The organism is Roseibium album (assembly GCF_001404515.1).
Lineage (GTDB): Bacteria > Pseudomonadota > Alphaproteobacteria > Rhizobiales > Stappiaceae > Roseibium > Roseibium album.
Genome location: NZ_CXWE01000001.1, coordinates 1,081,953 through 1,097,464, shown reverse-complemented (window position 1 = coordinate 1,097,464; position 15,512 = coordinate 1,081,953). Strand labels below are relative to the sequence as shown.

Below are 15,512 nucleotides of genomic sequence, written 5' to 3'. Positions count from 1 at the left end.
TTAGTGCTTCATAAAAAATGCCGAGAACCTCTCCCAGAAAATCAGATTAATCGACGGAATTGTTACATTATTCCAACAAGATCGCCGCTATCGAAAAGGTGCAAACGTATGACCATCAGGGATTTGCTAAGCTTTCAATACAGGAAGAAACTCCCGGCAGAATTCGGGAGCGGCCGTGTACTTGTGACAGGGCGCTCAGATATGCGGGTTCTGAAACCAGGTTGGACGGCATGCGCTCACGATCTTATGCTTGTAACTCGCAGTATTGTCGAAAAGGATATGTGTGTCTGGGACATCGGATCTAACCTCGGTATTCTTTCCGCTATGGCTGCGGGAAAAATCGGCCCTGGAGGTTCCGTGTACGCGCTGGAAGCTGATCCTGAATATGCGCGGTTGATTAACCTGACCGCCGGCAAACTGCCTGAGTCCTACGCCCCTGTCACTGTGCTCTGTGCCGCAATCGCAGACAAAAGAGGCGTCATGACTTTTGGTGTCGCCGACAAGGGGCATGCTCGCAGTAAACTGCTTGGAATATCCGATGATGATGATTTCAAAGTTGCGTCCCAAAAGCAGGTTGTTACTGTCACGGGAGACGAGTTGCTTGAATATTGGTCACCGCCCGCGTTTGTGAAAATGGACGTTGAAGGTGCCGAGTTGTTGGCCTTGAGTGGCAGCCAACGGCTTTTAACTGAAATTCGTCCAATTTTTTATCTCGAAGTATCCCCACAAAATCAAACAGAAGTCAGCAAACTCCTGAAATCAAATCAGTATGAAATCTTCCATCTCAAAGGGGATGGCAGCGAGCAACAGGTCGACGAATGTACTTTTTATACAATTGCAAGACCTGGGTAATATTTGGTCCGGCCTTGTAAACGCGGGTTCTTATGTCAACGCACTCGGACTGCTCAGTACGATCACATTACTGATTTGTATGTTTTAAGCATTTCCTGCGCTTTGATTTTCCAGAGGTGCTCTGCCAACAACTTCTGACGTCCACCCGCTCCTAGCTTGTTGCGCAACACTGGTTCTGCAAGGAGCTCCTTGATGGCATTGGCCAGGTCCATTGGCATCTTTTGCGGGTCGGTGACAGGAATTCTCAGTCCTGTCCCGTCGTCGACAATGAAGCCGGGACCGCCAGCCGAAACAGTTATCACGGGAAGGCCCCAGCGCATGGCCTCAAACAATACGCCCCCCATGGATTCCCGGAAACTGGGAAAGACAAATACATCGCTCTCTTGATAGTATTTTTCGATTTCTTCCCGCGGCAACTTGCCAAGAAACTGCACCCTTTCTGAAACACCCAATCTTTCAGCTTCGGCCTTGCAGATCGCAATTTCCTCTCCGTCACCGATGCTCGTAAGCGTAACATCCGGGAATTCCTTCAGATACGCCATTGCCCGCACAACATCGCGCAAACCCTTCGTTCTGACGGCACGTCCCACATGCAACATTTTCATCGTTTGTGGAACCACTCGACGCTCTACCGCCGTCTCAACACTATCAACACCGATTGCCAAAAACGGCTGAAAACGCTTTTTGGGAATAGCTCGCAGAATATCGTTCATATAAGGAGCGACACCGAGAACCAATTCCGCCCTGGCATAGCTTGACCGCAGATAAGGGTCATACTTGAATCTCACCTGATCCAGGCCACGCAATCGTGTATACCAACTGGCTGAACCGCATTCGCTCGAGAAGGCTTTTGGCGTTGGCAATGCGCCGCCAAGCGAACCAAGAATGTATGGAATATCGAACTTTCGAAAGATCGTCGGATAACGCGGCGCCGCCGGGAGTATCTGGTGCGCGACATCCCAGGTTCGTCCTTCCGACAACGATTTACGAATCCACTTTTCTGCGAACCAGGCAACGACAAATATGTTCGGGCGGAACATGGCGCGCATGCGTTCATATCTGCGAAGCCATTCCGGCTCTTCAAACGTAACCACTTCCGCATTTGGCAATTGTTCCGAGAGCGGCGGCCCCTTGGTACATTCAAGCGCGAGAATAGTCAGATCTGCTATTTTTGAAAGCTCTTCCAGGAGCCGAAATCGCGTCAGGCTTTCTCCCACATCATATGCATCAATATGTGGCGCCAGGATCAAAGCCCGTAGTTTTGAAGTCATATTCTGCCGCTCCAGGCATTTCCCAATGCCAGAAACACACGTCGAAAATGCAAAGCACGTTCCTTTGTGACCGGCGATGAGGATACCATGTTGCGAAGGGTCCAAAACACGGCCCTGGTCGCATTGAAAAAAGCCAAAATCAACCAACAAACGGAAGCAGCAACCAGCCCTCCGTGCTTCCTGTGAAGCTTAACCTTTGAGTTCGTGAGCAATAAGTCACGTTTATGATTGAGTTTTTTGACCGATCCGCCACCGTGATGCGTAATTTCTCCAACCGGTGCAAACATGAGTTGCCAGCCAGCACTGCGAATTCGATAGCACCAGTCCGTCTCTTCACCGAAAAAGAAGAAGTGTTCATCCAGAGGGCCGACTTCGCGGATCACTTCCTGACGCAACAACAAGTAACAGCCCGAAATCACTTCAACAGATCTTTCGGAATCTCGCTGCCAATCCGTCATGAGGTATTTCCCAAACCAACGCGGCGATTTCAGCTTCCATAGTCCTGAAGACATAACCAGTAGATTTGTTAACGTCGGAAACTCGCTACAAGTAAGTTGAACAGATCCGTCAGTATTCAATACACGACACCCCATGGCACCAACGCTCTTGTGCTCAACCAGATAGTTCACAGATTGCTTTAGAACATCTCCATGGACAATGGTGTCGGAATTTAACAGTAAGACATACTCACCTTTCGCAATACGAAACCCTTGATTATTTGCGGCAGCAAACCCGACGTTTTCTTTGTTTTTGATAAGAACCACATTTTGGAACTCACGCTCGACCATCTCCTGGGAGCCGTCACTTGACGCGTTGTCGATAACGATGACTTCCGCATCGAGATCATCGAGATTTTGCACAACAGACGTCAGGCAGTCTCGTAACATGTCAACTGTATTCCAGTTGACGACAATGATCGAAATATCCATACCGGCTTCCATGATCCCGCTAACGTTCACTTGCAATTCTGCTGACTTTTTCTGTACGGAAAAATTTGTTTAAGATTAAAGATTGTATTTAGGGTTACTTCCTACTCTTTTGCGTCGATAGCAACTGAAATAATGCTTAACAATTTGTTGAGTGATCAGCTTGTTGCCTTATATGCGACAACAAATCCAATGTTTTGTCTCTCCCAAACCACCCGGTCGCTCATCGCTGTCGTCCCCGAGGACTCGCGCCGGATATTACTCAATTATTCCCGAGAGACAATGACCGTCATGAAGGTTACCAAACATGGACAAGTTCGGAAAAGAAACAATGACTTCTGGTATTGTGATCGCAATCGGCACAAAGAGTTGGACAAAGGTCAACTTCGCGTTGGCCTTGGCGATGAAGACTTGGTACGTACGCGTGAACTCAAGGAACATCGGCCAGCGATGACCGGATCGATACCATAAATTGATCGAACAATAACCAGTCCATGCAATATATATTTACTCAATCGCACCTAAATTCATATGACTAAAAAACCATTCACCAACGTCATTACCGCAATCGTCCACCCAAGAAGGACTAGTTTTCGATGGCTTTGAACCAAGATCAAACGCTGGATAAAGTCAGTCCGAATCAGGGTATTGGCATATTTGGGCAGCTTTTGATAATTTCTCTATTCATCCCTCTTAAGTTTAGTCTTGGATCACTGCTTTTAACTCCCTACCGGCTTGTAATATTAGTTGCAATCGCACCTGTGATGATGAACTGGCTGTCTGGGGCGGCAGGCAAAAAAACCAAACCTGATTACTTTATGCTCATTTACGTTACCTGGTCCGTGATCGCGACCATGTACAATCACGGGTTTGTGCTAATCGAAAAAATGGCTATCTATTTCATTGAAATAGGCGGGACATACTTTATTGCCCGGACACAGATCCGGAGCGTAAAGGCCGCGGTGGATGCGTTCAAACTGTTGTGGCTTGGCGTCCTGTTCCTGTTACCCTTTGCACTCTATGAGAGTTTCACAAACCGAAGCCTGTTTCAGACCTTCCTTGGGTCATTGAGCAGCCCCAGAGTAATGGCAGATACCCGGCTTGGTCTATTTCGGGCACAAGCAGCATTCGATCACCCAATACTGCTGGGAATGTTTGCAGGCAGCATAATAGCACCATCGTACTATGTGCTCGCTCACGGAAAATCGTTTATCCAGAAAATCATGAAGACCCTGATCCCGCTGGCATGCGCATTTTCGTCGCTTTCATCAGGAGCCTTTGCAGGCGTGGCAATCCAGATCGGCCTGATCGGTTGGGACACAGTGGTCAAGGCGAAAAACCGTTGGAAGATACTCTCGTTGTTGGCGGTTGCGGCATATGTGGCGGTCGACTTGCTTTCAACTAGGTCTCCGTATGCAGTCCTGATCAGCTATCTCAGTTTCAGCTCCGGTTCCGCATACAATCGAATTCTCATCTGGCGGTTTGCACAAGATGATCTCTTTCGAAACCCGATCTTCGGGATTGGCTTCAATGAGTGGGATCGTCCGGCGTGGATGCACTCTGCAAGTACAGACAATTTTTGGCTGGTTATCGCCCTCAACTACGGGATAGTCGGTTTCTTGTTCTTCTTCTTGGCATTCATCTTCGCAATTCGCTACCTGATCATGCAAAATTTCACTGATCCCCTGGCAATCGCTTACCGGCGCGGATACATCATCATGCTTGTCGGGCTGGGCACTGCCATTTTCACCGTTCATATGTGGGGCGCAGCCATTATTGTTTTCGTGTTTTATATCGGAATGCACGCGATCACGGCGGAAGAGGGAAATGCGGCGACGCAGTCCAGTCCCCAGGCCAAGCCTGAGAAGCGCAGATTGCCGACAACACGCCGCCGCCAACCTGCTGCAGGGAGGCTTCATAGAGGGGGAAGGAAACAGAGTGCTTCCTAATCGATGCATTTCCTTCCAAAACTCTTGGTCACTTCGAGGCGTACTGACAGGGCGTCCTGCCGTACGCGCATCTGCTTTGCCCCGTTCCACGGCTTACCGGACTAGAGCGCATCCATTGAATGTTGGATCATTTGACCGGCGCGCTTTCTTCGGCTGCCCAGGCGGCTTGTGTGCAGCGGTGTACCCCACCACAAGCGCAAGCCAACGCAGTCAGCGGGAGAAAGAGCCCGGCCCTTCGGGTGCCGGAAAGCAGCGCATCGGCAGCGTTGCGCCACTTGACCGATGCACCGCATCGCCCTTCGTGACGCGCCTTGCCGAGTGACCCGCTTTCCGGCATCAAACGAACCAACATTCAATGGATGCGCTCTAGTAGCGCTCAAGAAGCGGCTTTGTTCACCGAACAGTCTTCGTTAGCCGGTGCTGCACGTGCGTGCATTGCGCATATCCAGGCCGGATGACGATCGGTTCAGGTCGCGATCGTTTCTGCGGAAAATGAAAAACGCAATAGAAACGGGAAAATTGCGCGTCGCGTTTTTGAAGTTGAATTTTTTTTGGACAAGACCCAACAAACGAATTTCAGATGCGAATAGCTAGGGAAGCTTCCAGAGGCGACGGCGCCAAATTCTCTGCAAAGTCCCCAACGTCGAACGCACCTTGGTACGAAACGGCAAGTCAAGCCAAATCGAGAAAAGGTCGACGTCTTTGAACTTTGCATTCGGCATGCCCATAACGCGATGCATCTGCCTTCGGCCCCAGACAGCGCCCTTCTTTCTCAACAACCCAGCCTGGGATTTTTCGAGCTTCCAGACTTCCGCCGGAGTTGCAGTCAGATAGCCATGCTCAATTGCGCCTTCGATAATTTCTCTGCCCAGCCTGGTACGCGCCACAAGGAGTGAAAAACCCGGATTTTCGCCATCCGGTTCCTCGTACCAAGGATCACCGCAGGATATGTCGGCCAGTTCACCCGATCCATCTGGCCACTGGTGGACAGCCCATGGGCGATATTGTTGCAGATAAGCCCAGGTTTTGTCGTATATCCAGTGCTGCTTTGGCTCTTCTGAGGCACATTGCGTGACGAAATACCCTGGCCAACCGTAACCGCGGTAGCGCAAACTTTTCAGTGCACCCTCAGAAACACCCAGTTTCTCCAGAAGAGATCTCGTCGCCTTGGTTGGGGGCGTCTCCGCGCAAAAGAACGAAAGCGTCAAACCAACATTTTTTTCCAGAGCCGGCCGCAAATTCATTGCATTTCGTGTCGCTGCAATTTCAACCGGCTTGCCGATGACAACGCACGGTTTGGGAGCCGTCTCAACCATTTCCAGTCCGTCACATACCGACGCCGGAGAGTATCTGGATCCTACTACCTCCAGAAGCTCTTCGCGGGAACGCGACAGTCTGGATTTGTTTCTAATTGGATCATCCCGGTTTTGTCCGGTATGCAACACCCCGTGCATTTCGAGCACTTCAAGGCAGTATTGTGAAATGGCAGTCAGCGCACCGCCGGAACTGCCCTTGAACCGTATTTCGTCGTCGCCTGCGTGACCTTCCCAAATCCCCGTGATCGCTCCCCACGCAGCCTCCGTCTTGCTGTCAACAGCCGGTTCATAATCGTCTCTCCTCCTTAGTATTCCAAAATCGGAGGAAACCGTCGGACAGGCCGACATCGCTTCTTTTACCGACGCCGGGCTAACGTTTTCGGAGAACTCTGGACGCACGCCCAGATGATCGACATCGATCATCGAGACCTTGTCTTTTGAGCAAATATAGGAGCATAGACCGCAGCCCAGACAAAGCCGCGGATCAGTGAGGCGCTTGATATCAGTCTCTAAACTCATAAACGGTCAATCGCTAACAGGAATTCTCTTCAATGGTAGATACGCAGGTCATCTCCTGCCGATCAAGTTTTTCACGCATCCGACAAAGCATTGCTGCCCCGTGTTTCACAACGATCCCGACCCCGCCCATTTGCCTGGCCAAGCCAGCGCCCCGGTATCTGCCTGAAAACGTCTGCATCAAGCGTGGCGCCGGTTTTTGCTACGGTCCGCGCACGAGCCCACGTTAGCGTCGGACACGGACAAGTAACATCGTTGCCATGTTTCTTGCAGATTACGCCATCCCGGTCGTAAACCTGCATTTCGGAGAGGAAACGACAATTGGTGCATTGCTATGCAGCACGTTTGGTGTTCTCCATTACTTCTCTCAAATAGTCCTGGTAATGGACCAGTTTGCGCTCTGCTTCCTGAAACGCATTTTCAACATCCACCTTCAGTTCCTCGCGGCGCCCAAAAGCGCTTGTGACAGCCTCGACTATCTCTTCTGTTGTTTGCGCCTTGCAGTCTGCAAGATGGTCATAGCCAAGGGTGCCGAACAAACCTGCAAATTTTCGGCTGTAGGCCATCGACAGAACAGGGACGCCCGAAGAAAATGCCGCTATGCACGCATGCATGCGAGCGCCAGCGAAAAAGTCCATGGTCGCAATATATGTCTTGGCATCCGAAGGGCTTTCAAATCGAGGTGCGAGTACTGCTGACGGATATTTCGCGGCCAGCTTCTCAGCGACCCTGTAGTCATCCTCGACTTCGTGATTATGCGAATTGACGTGGCCCAGAAGATGCAACTCTACACCGGGCTGGTTCGTGAAATACTCGCAGAGCGCATGGATCACAGCGGCATAGTCCGCGGACAGCGCAAACATGTTGTCCTGGCTGTAGCCTCCGTTGAACAGAAGACCCGATACATTCAGTCCGACCCGGACGTTGCCGTCCTCGCGTGGTGCCGGCAATTCGTATGGAAGTCGCATGGCTACATCCGTGGACTCGATGAGACGGTCTGCCAATCCCAACTCACGCAGATAGTCGCTGGAGAGCTTGTCGCGCGTTACGACCTTTTTTGCACCGCGCATAGCAACCGTCGCCAGCAGCCTGGTCCACCATCTTTGAAATGGTCCGATTGTCTGGGGGCTGAGAATGAGCGGACGCCAGGACGCAATGACGTTGGTCTTTGCAATAATATTGTACAAGAACCGTTGCCGGCCATAGATGTCGGCAAAGCTGTCGCCTGCGGAAATATCGAGGATCAGATCACAGCTCCGTGCCGACGACCAGAGGCCGGAAGGGCTCAGCAAATCCCTCGCCCGCATCGGCACGACCTCGATATTGTCGCCCTTGATGTAAGACGGTTCGGGGTCTCGCCAACCAAGAATCTTGAATTTCAGCTTCAAATTCAGGTCAGCGGCAACCTCTTCAAGTATCACGATCTGAGAAGCCGTAAGCGCCCCTATTCCCAGGTTGTCGGAATTAGTTGAATGCCACAAAAGGCCGATCGTGAGAACGCTGTCATTTGTCATGAGTGGTTTTACTTCTTCGGTGTCATCAAATTGTTGAAATAATTCAGACTCTCAACTGTAAGCGGCTGTAAAATCCACTTTTTTTGAGTCAACAGACTGGTCAAGTTCAGCTCCCACCATCGCAGCTTCTCGAGCCCATCGGCGACCTCTTCTTCAAATCGCATTTTGAGTTTTTTAGCTGGAACACCTGCAACTATCGTGTAGGGCGGTACATCACGTGTGACCACGGAACCTGCGGCAATTACTGCCCCGTTCCCAACCGATTTGCAACCTGCCAGGATCGATACCCGTTCACCGATCCAAACATCGTGTCCGATTGTGAGTGGATTTTCGCTGTTTGACGGTATGGTGTCCTTTCTCAGATAGCCCAGACCGCTGTTATAGAAAAACGGATGCTGCGAAAGTCTGTCAAAGGGGTGATTGCGCCGCAAAACAACCAGACCGGCACCGATGGAGCAATAGTTTCCCACTATTGTGCCAACGGGCAAAATCCCCGGGGTCAGGATGGGCCCATAAGAATACTTTCCAATGGTTACACCGTGGTATCGTGACAATATTTCCCGAAGGGTGCTTGAATAGAACGAGCCGTGTTCAAGCCTATTGCAAAGACTAAGGCAGATTGATCGCAGGCGCCGAATTCCGTAAGCCTTGACTAAAAGGGGGGCAAATCTGCTGGATGCTTCAGCGTCCCTTTGCGTGGCCATCCGCTCGGCATTTTCATTCCACAGTTCTTCGTTCAACGATGCACCCATTTTTCGGTATCTAATGCGTTTGGTTGGTAGCCTTGCCGCCTCCGCTTCGATGCAGACTGAGCATGTGCTGAACCCAGGCACGAAGATCACGCATCGACCACATGAGGGCTGCAATCAAGACTACTGTCAATGCGGCCTGAGCAGCCCAGGCTTCAATTGAATTTTCAGTGACAATTAAGCTGTTTGACGCTGCAACACCATAGGCGAGTGCGGAAATGGCTAACGGAATTGACAATGGTTTAAGCGGCAGATTCTGGCGCTTGTGCAGCATCAACAAGGACACGACGAGAGCGAGGGCCTCACCGGCTATCGCCACGTAGATGATCGTCATGATTCCCCCGCCCTGCGTCAGAGCGAGCCATGCGACCGGGAGAGCGAGAAAACGACATGCATTTGCAATCATCGGATTTTTTGTGTCGGCTTTGGCTGTCGCCGCAATTGCCGGGCCTGCCTTGCCGATTCGCAAGCCCTGGGCGATGAACAGCAGGACAAGCAAGGGCACTGCCGGGCCGTATTTTGCTCCGTAGAGAATGTGAACCAGAAATTCGCCCAGCAACACTGCAAGAAGTGTGAGTAGAACCCCCGCGAAAAGCGCAGCTTGCGTCGACGCAAGATACAAATGACCAAACTCTTCCGGTTTGCTCTGAACCCTGCTCAACTGGGGAAGAAAGAAACTATCCAGAGTTTTTCCGATGACGACTGTCGGCGCTATCGCCAATGTAAGTGCTGCGGAAAACCACCCCAGTTCCTTCATGCCGATCATGCTTCCGACCAAAACTCGGTCGCCCTGAAAAATCGTGAACATCAGGATACCGTTCAGCAAGAGTGGCCAACCGAACACAAATGCACGCTTTGCAACTATCGAGTCGAACGACCAGCGATACCTGCGCTTCGCCAAAACGTGTGACAAAATGGTGTAGGTCGATTGTTGCAACAACAAGACCCAGAGCATAGCGCGATAGTCCTGCAGCCAAATGGACAATGGAAATGCAGATGCTGTGGCCAAAAACACAGCGCCCATTTCGACACAGATAATTGTTCTGAACTCGAGTTTTCGCTGAAGCCGAAACATGTCGAAATGGGCTAGCCCCCTCAACAACGGCACAAGGGCGAGAAGCTGATAGGCCCAGGCAACATCAGGAACACCGAAAAGGACAGCAATCGGCCCGGCGGCCAAAAACATGATCGCCGCGCCAATTGCACCACGCGCGGCCTGCAACATCTGCACACTTGACTGAAAGCGGTTAGAGCCTCCGTCTGACGTCTGAACCAACATGCGGTCCAACGCGAAATTGCTCGTCATTTCAATCAAGGACATCGTGACAGCAAAAGTACTCGCTATGCCGAAATCTTCTACGCTTATCAGTCTTGCAATCAATATATTGCGGAACAGATTAACCAGAGCGATTAAGCCATTGCTTGCGCTGAGGGAAAGTGCTTGCTTTAACATTAATCGGTCTCTAAGAGGTGGGCGTTTTCGAAAAGTGTCTGTATATTACTAAGCACATAATGCCAATGTTCCTTGCCCAAAGATTAAACGACTAATATTTGAGTAACTTTCTTGGGTAAGCAAACTAATAACTACCTGGAGACAACACGCGTGATAACACGAATCCAATATTGTTCGTTGATATTATCATTTTCAAGCGAAATTGACCCAGATAAAAAGCAGAATATATTTAACAGAGCTGCCAATTCCCTCGCATTTTTTGGTGATCCCGAAATAGGCGCAGTGACGGTTGATGAGACCACGACAATTCTGTCCAATTATCCGCGTGAGAAAATAGCACACAAGGATGGTAGCTGGTTGTTTTTGCACGGCACCGGCGGCCTGGATTCAAACGGCGAACTCCTGAACGCAAATCGGCTGTTGCCCGAGTATCTGGACAAGGGCCCGACTGCACTGGACAGGTTCGAGCCTCCCTTTGTGGCGATAGCCGCAACCGACGGCGGAGCATCGGCGCATTCTGACTTTGTGGGGCTCGGACATCTCTTCTCCTTTCAGGGAAGCGATTGTGCGGTCGTGAGTACATCCGCGTCCGCGATCGCACGCACTTTCGATCGACCATTGAATCATTTCGGGCTTTTCCAGCAAATGACAATTGGCCACCTTCTGGACAACACGACTTTGTTCGAAGATGTGACAATGGTTCCTGCGGGAACAAGCGCACGCCTAAAAAACGGCACTGTCTCTTTCGAGCAAAGTCACGAACACGATGCCGGTTCGCAATACGCTGGAATTGCAGACGGGGCGGCTGCGATCAGGACATCCGTCGAACGTTGCATTACGTCTATGCCGGACGCCGCAATCGAGCTGAGCGGCGGCCTTGACTCACGCATTGCACTGAGTGCGATACCTGAACAACTCAGAGCCGGCAGACACGCCATCACGATTGGCTACCCGGATTCACCAGACATCGCCAGCGCCAAGAAGCTAGCAGAGGTATGTGGTTTATCGCACGAAATCATAGACCTTTCACAATTCAACGATGAATCCATCGAAAAGGTCTGGGAGCGTAGCCGAAGGGTCGCTTACCGAGACGATTTTTCGACCAACGCCTATGATCGCCTGACGATTGATTGCGTGGACGACTTTCTTTTGGAAACGTCCCGCATCGGCGGAGTGAATGGCGAATTCGCACGGGGTTTTTACTACGCGGCAATGCCCATCGAAAAACCGGTCACCCAGGAGAGCATTTCAAGACTGTTGTCCTGGCGCCTGACAACAAACGATGCCGCTCCCGAAACCTTGTTCAGACAGGAACAAAGAAGTGCATTCCAATCGCAACTTGGCGAGTTGGTGGCCGATTTGCTTTCTGCCAACGACGAACCGCTCGGAAGTGCCCTCGACCGCTTCTACCTGAATCAGAGAATGCGCCGGTGGGCTGGCAGTGCGATTACACGTGCCATGGCCGATCGCACGATCTTCACTCCGTTTTTCCATTCCGATTTTGTCAAATGGGCAAGCGTCGTTTCTGCGACTTCAAAACGGGATTCAGTTGCTTTGAGCAAAGTCCTGCAAGACCTGGATGAACACCTGTCCAACATTCCTTTGGACAGCGGGTTGTTACCTGCTGCGATTGCAAATGGCGGCCTTGCGATGAAATTGGCGGGATTTCAGCAAAAGGCCAGAAAACTAAAAACGAAACTTCTGCAAAGATTTGGCGGATCAAGGAAATTGAGCCTAGGCGGCAAGAATTTTCAACAAAAACTATCGGCAAAAGACTCGATAGACAGACTTAACTGGTCAGCTATCGGCGACATCGGCTTTTTTGATCAAAAAATGATTGAACAACTAAGAAGTTACGAAATAAATGGCAGCCGCACCACTATCGGATACCTTCTTCCACTGAGCTTCCTCACAGAGTACCTTCGTGAACCTGACAACAAAGCAAGGGTCACTCGATTGGCACCCGGCGAAAACTAGAATGCCTTTCGGTTTTCAGAGAAAGAACCGAATTCTCAGCTTTGTCTGACCTTCACATTTCGACGCGGGACTGGTGAACAAAAGTTCGCCATGGAACCTGCTCTGTCGGGACCCGACGCTTGCGAGCACAATCAAACGCGACCAAACCAGATGCAACCGCTGGTCAATCCGTTTTCCCCCGAGCGTTGCCAGATTTTGCGAGAATGGTCCGGCCGGTTCTTGCGACTGCACTCAAGCCAGGGTTTCCAAATATTTTCCGTAGTCCGTTTTGCCGAAGAGCCTTGCATGTTCAAGCAGCTTTTCCCGGTCAATCCAGCCGTTTGAGAATGAAATTTCCTCGGGGCAACCTGACTGCATGCCCTGTCTGACGGATAATGTCCTGACAAAGTTGCCAGCATCCAGCAAGGATTGATGCGTGCCCGTGTCAAGCCATGCAAAACCGCGGCCCATCCGCTCAACGCTCAGCGCTCCCTCGCGCAAATACATATCCAACAACGTAACGATTTCCAGTTCGCCGCGAGCGGACGGCTGGACCTCACGAGCCCTGCGCGGCGCATCGCCATCAAGGAAATAGAGCCCTGTTACGGCGAAATTCGAGGGAGGAACAGCCGGTTTTTCAATAATCTCCTGGGCGAGGCCCTCTTCATTGAATTTCACAACACCGTATCGTTCCGGGTCGGCAACATGATATCCGAACACCGTGCCTCCCGAGTCGCGCTGGTCGGCGGCATGCAATATTTCCGGCAGGCCATGACCGAAGAAGATGTTGTCCCCGAGAACCATGGTCGAAGGCGCACCATTCAGGAAGTTCTCAGCCAGAATATAGGCCTGAGCAAGCCCGTCCGGCGAAGGCTGCTCGATATATTCAAACAGCATGCCCCACTGGCTTCCATCCCCAAGAAGGCGCCTGAATTGGGGTTGATCCTCGGGGGTGGTGATGATGGCGACTTCACGAATACCGGTCAGCATCAGCACAGACAAAGGATAATAAATCATGGGCTTGTCATAGATCGGCATCAGCTGCTTCGAAACGGCCATCGTCAGCGGAAACAGCCTGGTTCCGGATCCGCCTGCCAGAATTATGCCCTTGCGTTGTGTCATGAATTCACACCCAATTTTGTCAAAGTATCTGCGACGCCAGCTTTCCAGTCGGGACGATCCAACCCGAACACCGAGAGCGAACGGCAATCCAGCCGGGAATTCAACGGACGCCTCGCCGGCGTCGGAAAATCGGATGTCGGAATATCTTCAACATGGACCTTCCGGCCAGCCTGATAGAATATCTCGCGCGCGAACTGTGCCCAACTGACGTCGGGGGCTCCGGAAAAATGGTAGATGCCGGACTTTGCAGGTTCGTTCTTCAACTGTCGCACCACCTTGACGCACGCATCAGCAATCGCCGCGGCCGGCGTCGGACCGCCAACCTGATCAGCAACGATGGTCAAACGATCACGCGTTTCAGACAAGCGAAGCATTGTCTTCAGAAAATTGGCGCCATGTGCCGAAAACACCCAGCTGGTCCGCAGGATTGCACAGTTCGCGCCCTCTTTCTGAATTGCCTCTTCACCGCGAAGTTTCGTCCTGCCGTAAGCACCCAGCGGCCCGGTTGCCGCATCCGGTAAAAAGGCTGCCTCGCCACCACCGTCAAATACGTAGTCGGTCGAGATGTGAACAAGCGGCACACCCAGCTTGTGCGCGGCTCTTGCCATCTCCCGAGGACGCTGCGCATTGATTATCAACGCCAGGTCTTCTTCTTCCTCTGCCTTGTCGACGGCGGTGTAGGCAGCGGCATTAATAATGCCGTCCGGATTGTATCTTTCGATAACCGGGCCCAAGTCCGCTTCCCGCGACAAGTCGACCTTGTCCCGGCCCAGAAAAACGGCATCCGGCACCAACGCGCGCAGTTCGCTTGCCACTTGACCGGAGGAACCGAAGACCAGGATCATGGTTTCGTCCCAAGCCGTTCACCGACACCTTTCCGGTTCTGCAACGCGCGCCACCAGTTTTCGTTATCAAGGTACCATTGAACCGTCTTTTCCAGCCCTTCTTCAACGCTGACACTTGGACGCCATCCAAGTTCGTCACTGATCCGGGAAGGATCAATGGCGTATCGCATATCGTGTCCCGGCCGGTCGGTGACAAAGGTGATCTGATCCGCGTAAGTTCCTTCTGCCTTGGGTCTCTTGCGGTCGAGAAGCTCACATATCGTCCTTACCAGATCGATGTTGCGCCGCTCATTCTCGCCACCGACATTGTAGCTGCGGCCCGACGTGCCCTTCTGCAGAACCAGCAACAAAGCGTCCGCGTGGTCTTCAACGTAAAGCCAGTCGCGTACGTTTTCTCCCTTGCCGTATACAGGAATGGATTTGCCGGCAAGCGCATTCAAAATGACTACAGGGACAAGTTTTTCGGGAAAGTGGTAGGGTCCGTAGTTGTTGGAACAATTTGTGACGACGACCGGCAGGCCATAGGTCTCGTGCCAGGCGCGTACCAGGTGGTCTGACGCGGCTTTTGAAGCAGAATACGGACTGCGTGGATCATAACCCGTCGATTCGGTGAACAGCCCTTCTTTTCCCAACGAACCGAAGACTTCGTCCGTTGAGATATGGTGAAACCGAAATCCCTCTGGCCGCCCCATGTCTTCCCAATAGCGACGGGAAGCTTCAAGCATGTTGAAGGTTCCACCGATATTCGTGTCAATGAAATCCGAGGGTCCATCGATCGACCGGTCAACATGGCTTTCCGCCGCCAGGTGCATCACGGCGTCGGGACGGTGTTCAGCAAATATTCTTTGCAGAGCCGCGCGGTCCCGGATATCCGCCTTTTCAAAGGCATACAAGGGATCGTCGGCAACCGAAGCGACATTCTCAAGACATGCCGCATAGGTCAATGCATCGACATTGACCACGCTCAATCCGCGCTGAACTGCCAAACGTATAACCGCCGAACCGATAAAACCCGCTCCGCCCGTCACAAGAATTTTCATGGA

General features: G+C 51.7%; 13 protein-coding genes. 3 read left to right on the top strand and 10 right to left on the bottom strand.

All coding sequences use genetic code 11. From position 1 onward, the window contains the following. The first annotated feature begins 108 nt into the window (after positions 1-108). Positions 109-852, top strand: coding sequence for an FkbM family methyltransferase (locus LA5095_RS04860; RefSeq protein WP_055112378.1), 744 nt, complete (start codon positions 109-111; stop codon positions 850-852). Positions 853-914: 62 nt separating this feature from the next. On the opposite strand, the gene LA5095_RS33500 is transcribed toward LA5095_RS04860, so the two are convergent. Together LA5095_RS33500 and LA5095_RS33170 are read right to left on the bottom strand one after the other, a co-directional pair. Beyond that, positions 915-1,892, bottom strand: a complete 978-nt coding sequence (locus LA5095_RS33500) for a glycosyltransferase family 4 protein (protein WP_328586520.1) — start codon at positions 1,890-1,892, stop codon at positions 915-917. A gap of 227 nt (positions 1,893-2,119) precedes the next feature. After that, complete coding sequence (locus LA5095_RS33170; RefSeq protein WP_235808847.1) at positions 2,120-3,052, bottom strand: glycosyltransferase family 2 protein; 933 nt, start codon at positions 3,050-3,052, stop codon at positions 2,120-2,122. Positions 3,053-3,645: 593 nt separating this feature from the next. Here LA5095_RS33170 and LA5095_RS04840 point away from each other — a divergent pair. Beyond that, a complete protein-coding gene (locus LA5095_RS04840; RefSeq protein ID WP_055112370.1) occupies positions 3,646-4,998 on the top strand; it encodes an O-antigen ligase family protein in 1,353 nt (450 codons plus the stop codon). 127 nt (positions 4,999-5,125) lie between these two features. On the opposite strand, the gene LA5095_RS04835 is transcribed toward LA5095_RS04840, so the two are convergent. From LA5095_RS04835 to LA5095_RS04815, 5 genes are all read right to left on the bottom strand, one after another. Further along, positions 5,126-5,350, bottom strand: a complete 225-nt coding sequence (locus tag LA5095_RS04835) for a hypothetical protein (protein WP_055112368.1) — start codon at positions 5,348-5,350, stop codon at positions 5,126-5,128. 238 nt (positions 5,351-5,588) lie between these two features. After that, positions 5,589-6,737, bottom strand: coding sequence for a Coenzyme F420 hydrogenase/dehydrogenase, beta subunit C-terminal domain (locus tag LA5095_RS04830; RefSeq protein WP_055112367.1), 1,149 nt, complete (start codon positions 6,735-6,737; stop codon positions 5,589-5,591). Positions 6,738-7,162: 425 nt separating this feature from the next. Then, the gene (locus tag LA5095_RS04825; protein WP_055112365.1) at positions 7,163-8,344 is read right to left on the bottom strand and encodes a polysaccharide pyruvyl transferase family protein; all 1,182 of its coding nucleotides are present in this window, start codon (positions 8,342-8,344) and stop codon (positions 7,163-7,165) included. Positions 8,345-8,352: 8 nt separating this feature from the next. Continuing rightward, positions 8,353-9,084: a CatB-related O-acetyltransferase gene (locus LA5095_RS33165; protein WP_158510341.1), complete on the bottom strand. Its 732-nt coding sequence runs from the start codon at positions 9,082-9,084 to the stop codon at positions 8,353-8,355. A gap of 22 nt (positions 9,085-9,106) precedes the next feature. After that, a complete protein-coding gene (locus LA5095_RS04815) occupies positions 9,107-10,546 on the bottom strand; it encodes an oligosaccharide flippase family protein (protein WP_082442771.1) in 1,440 nt (479 codons plus the stop codon). Positions 10,547-10,696: 150 nt separating this feature from the next. On the opposite strand from LA5095_RS04815, the gene LA5095_RS04810 reads away from it, so the two are divergent. Further along, on the top strand, positions 10,697-12,523 hold the full coding sequence (locus LA5095_RS04810) for an asparagine synthase-related protein (RefSeq protein WP_144436066.1): 1,827 nt from the start codon (positions 10,697-10,699) through the stop codon (positions 12,521-12,523). Between the two features lie 231 nt (positions 12,524-12,754). Here LA5095_RS04810 and rfbA read toward each other — a convergent pair whose 3' ends face one another. From rfbA to rfbB, 3 genes are read right to left on the bottom strand one after another with little or no spacing between them, the layout of a single operon-like run. After that, positions 12,755-13,624 carry a glucose-1-phosphate thymidylyltransferase RfbA gene (rfbA, locus tag LA5095_RS04800; protein WP_055112354.1) on the bottom strand — a complete coding sequence of 290 codons (870 nt, stop codon included), beginning with the start codon at positions 13,622-13,624 and terminating at the stop codon, positions 12,755-12,757. Further along, the gene (gene rfbD, locus LA5095_RS04795; RefSeq protein ID WP_055112352.1) at positions 13,621-14,469 is read right to left on the bottom strand and encodes a dTDP-4-dehydrorhamnose reductase; all 849 of its coding nucleotides are present in this window, start codon (positions 14,467-14,469) and stop codon (positions 13,621-13,623) included. The genes rfbA and rfbD overlap by 4 nt, the downstream gene beginning before the upstream one ends. Next, positions 14,466-15,509 (bottom strand): dTDP-glucose 4,6-dehydratase, encoded by a 1,044-nt coding sequence (gene rfbB, locus LA5095_RS04790; protein WP_055112350.1) that lies wholly within the window; start codon positions 15,507-15,509, stop codon positions 14,466-14,468. The genes rfbD and rfbB overlap by 4 nt, the downstream gene beginning before the upstream one ends. Positions 15,510-15,512: the final 3 nt, after the last annotated feature.

Coding starts and splice junctions, on each gene's coding strand:
- LA5095_RS04860 (WP_055112378.1), top strand. CDS start 109: ATGACCATCAGGGATTTGCTAAGCTTTCAATACAGGAAGAAACTCCCG.
- LA5095_RS33500 (WP_328586520.1), bottom strand. CDS start 1,892: ATGTTCCGCCCGAACATATTTGTCGTTGCCTGGTTCGCAGAAAAGTGG.
- LA5095_RS33170 (WP_235808847.1), bottom strand. CDS start 3,052: ATGGATATTTCGATCATTGTCGTCAACTGGAATACAGTTGACATGTTA.
- LA5095_RS04840 (WP_055112370.1), top strand. CDS start 3,646: ATGGCTTTGAACCAAGATCAAACGCTGGATAAAGTCAGTCCGAATCAG.
- LA5095_RS04835 (WP_055112368.1), bottom strand. CDS start 5,350: ATGTTGGTTCGTTTGATGCCGGAAAGCGGGTCACTCGGCAAGGCGCGT.
- LA5095_RS04830 (WP_055112367.1), bottom strand. CDS start 6,737: ATGATCGATGTCGATCATCTGGGCGTGCGTCCAGAGTTCTCCGAAAAC.
- LA5095_RS04825 (WP_055112365.1), bottom strand. CDS start 8,344: ATGACAAATGACAGCGTTCTCACGATCGGCCTTTTGTGGCATTCAACT.
- LA5095_RS04815 (WP_082442771.1), bottom strand. CDS start 10,546: ATGTTAAAGCAAGCACTTTCCCTCAGCGCAAGCAATGGCTTAATCGCT.
- rfbA (WP_055112354.1), bottom strand. CDS start 13,624: ATGACACAACGCAAGGGCATAATTCTGGCAGGCGGATCCGGAACCAGG.
- rfbD (WP_055112352.1), bottom strand. CDS start 14,469: ATGATCCTGGTCTTCGGTTCCTCCGGTCAAGTGGCAAGCGAACTGCGC.
- rfbB (WP_055112350.1), bottom strand. CDS start 15,509: ATGAAAATTCTTGTGACGGGCGGAGCGGGTTTTATCGGTTCGGCGGTT.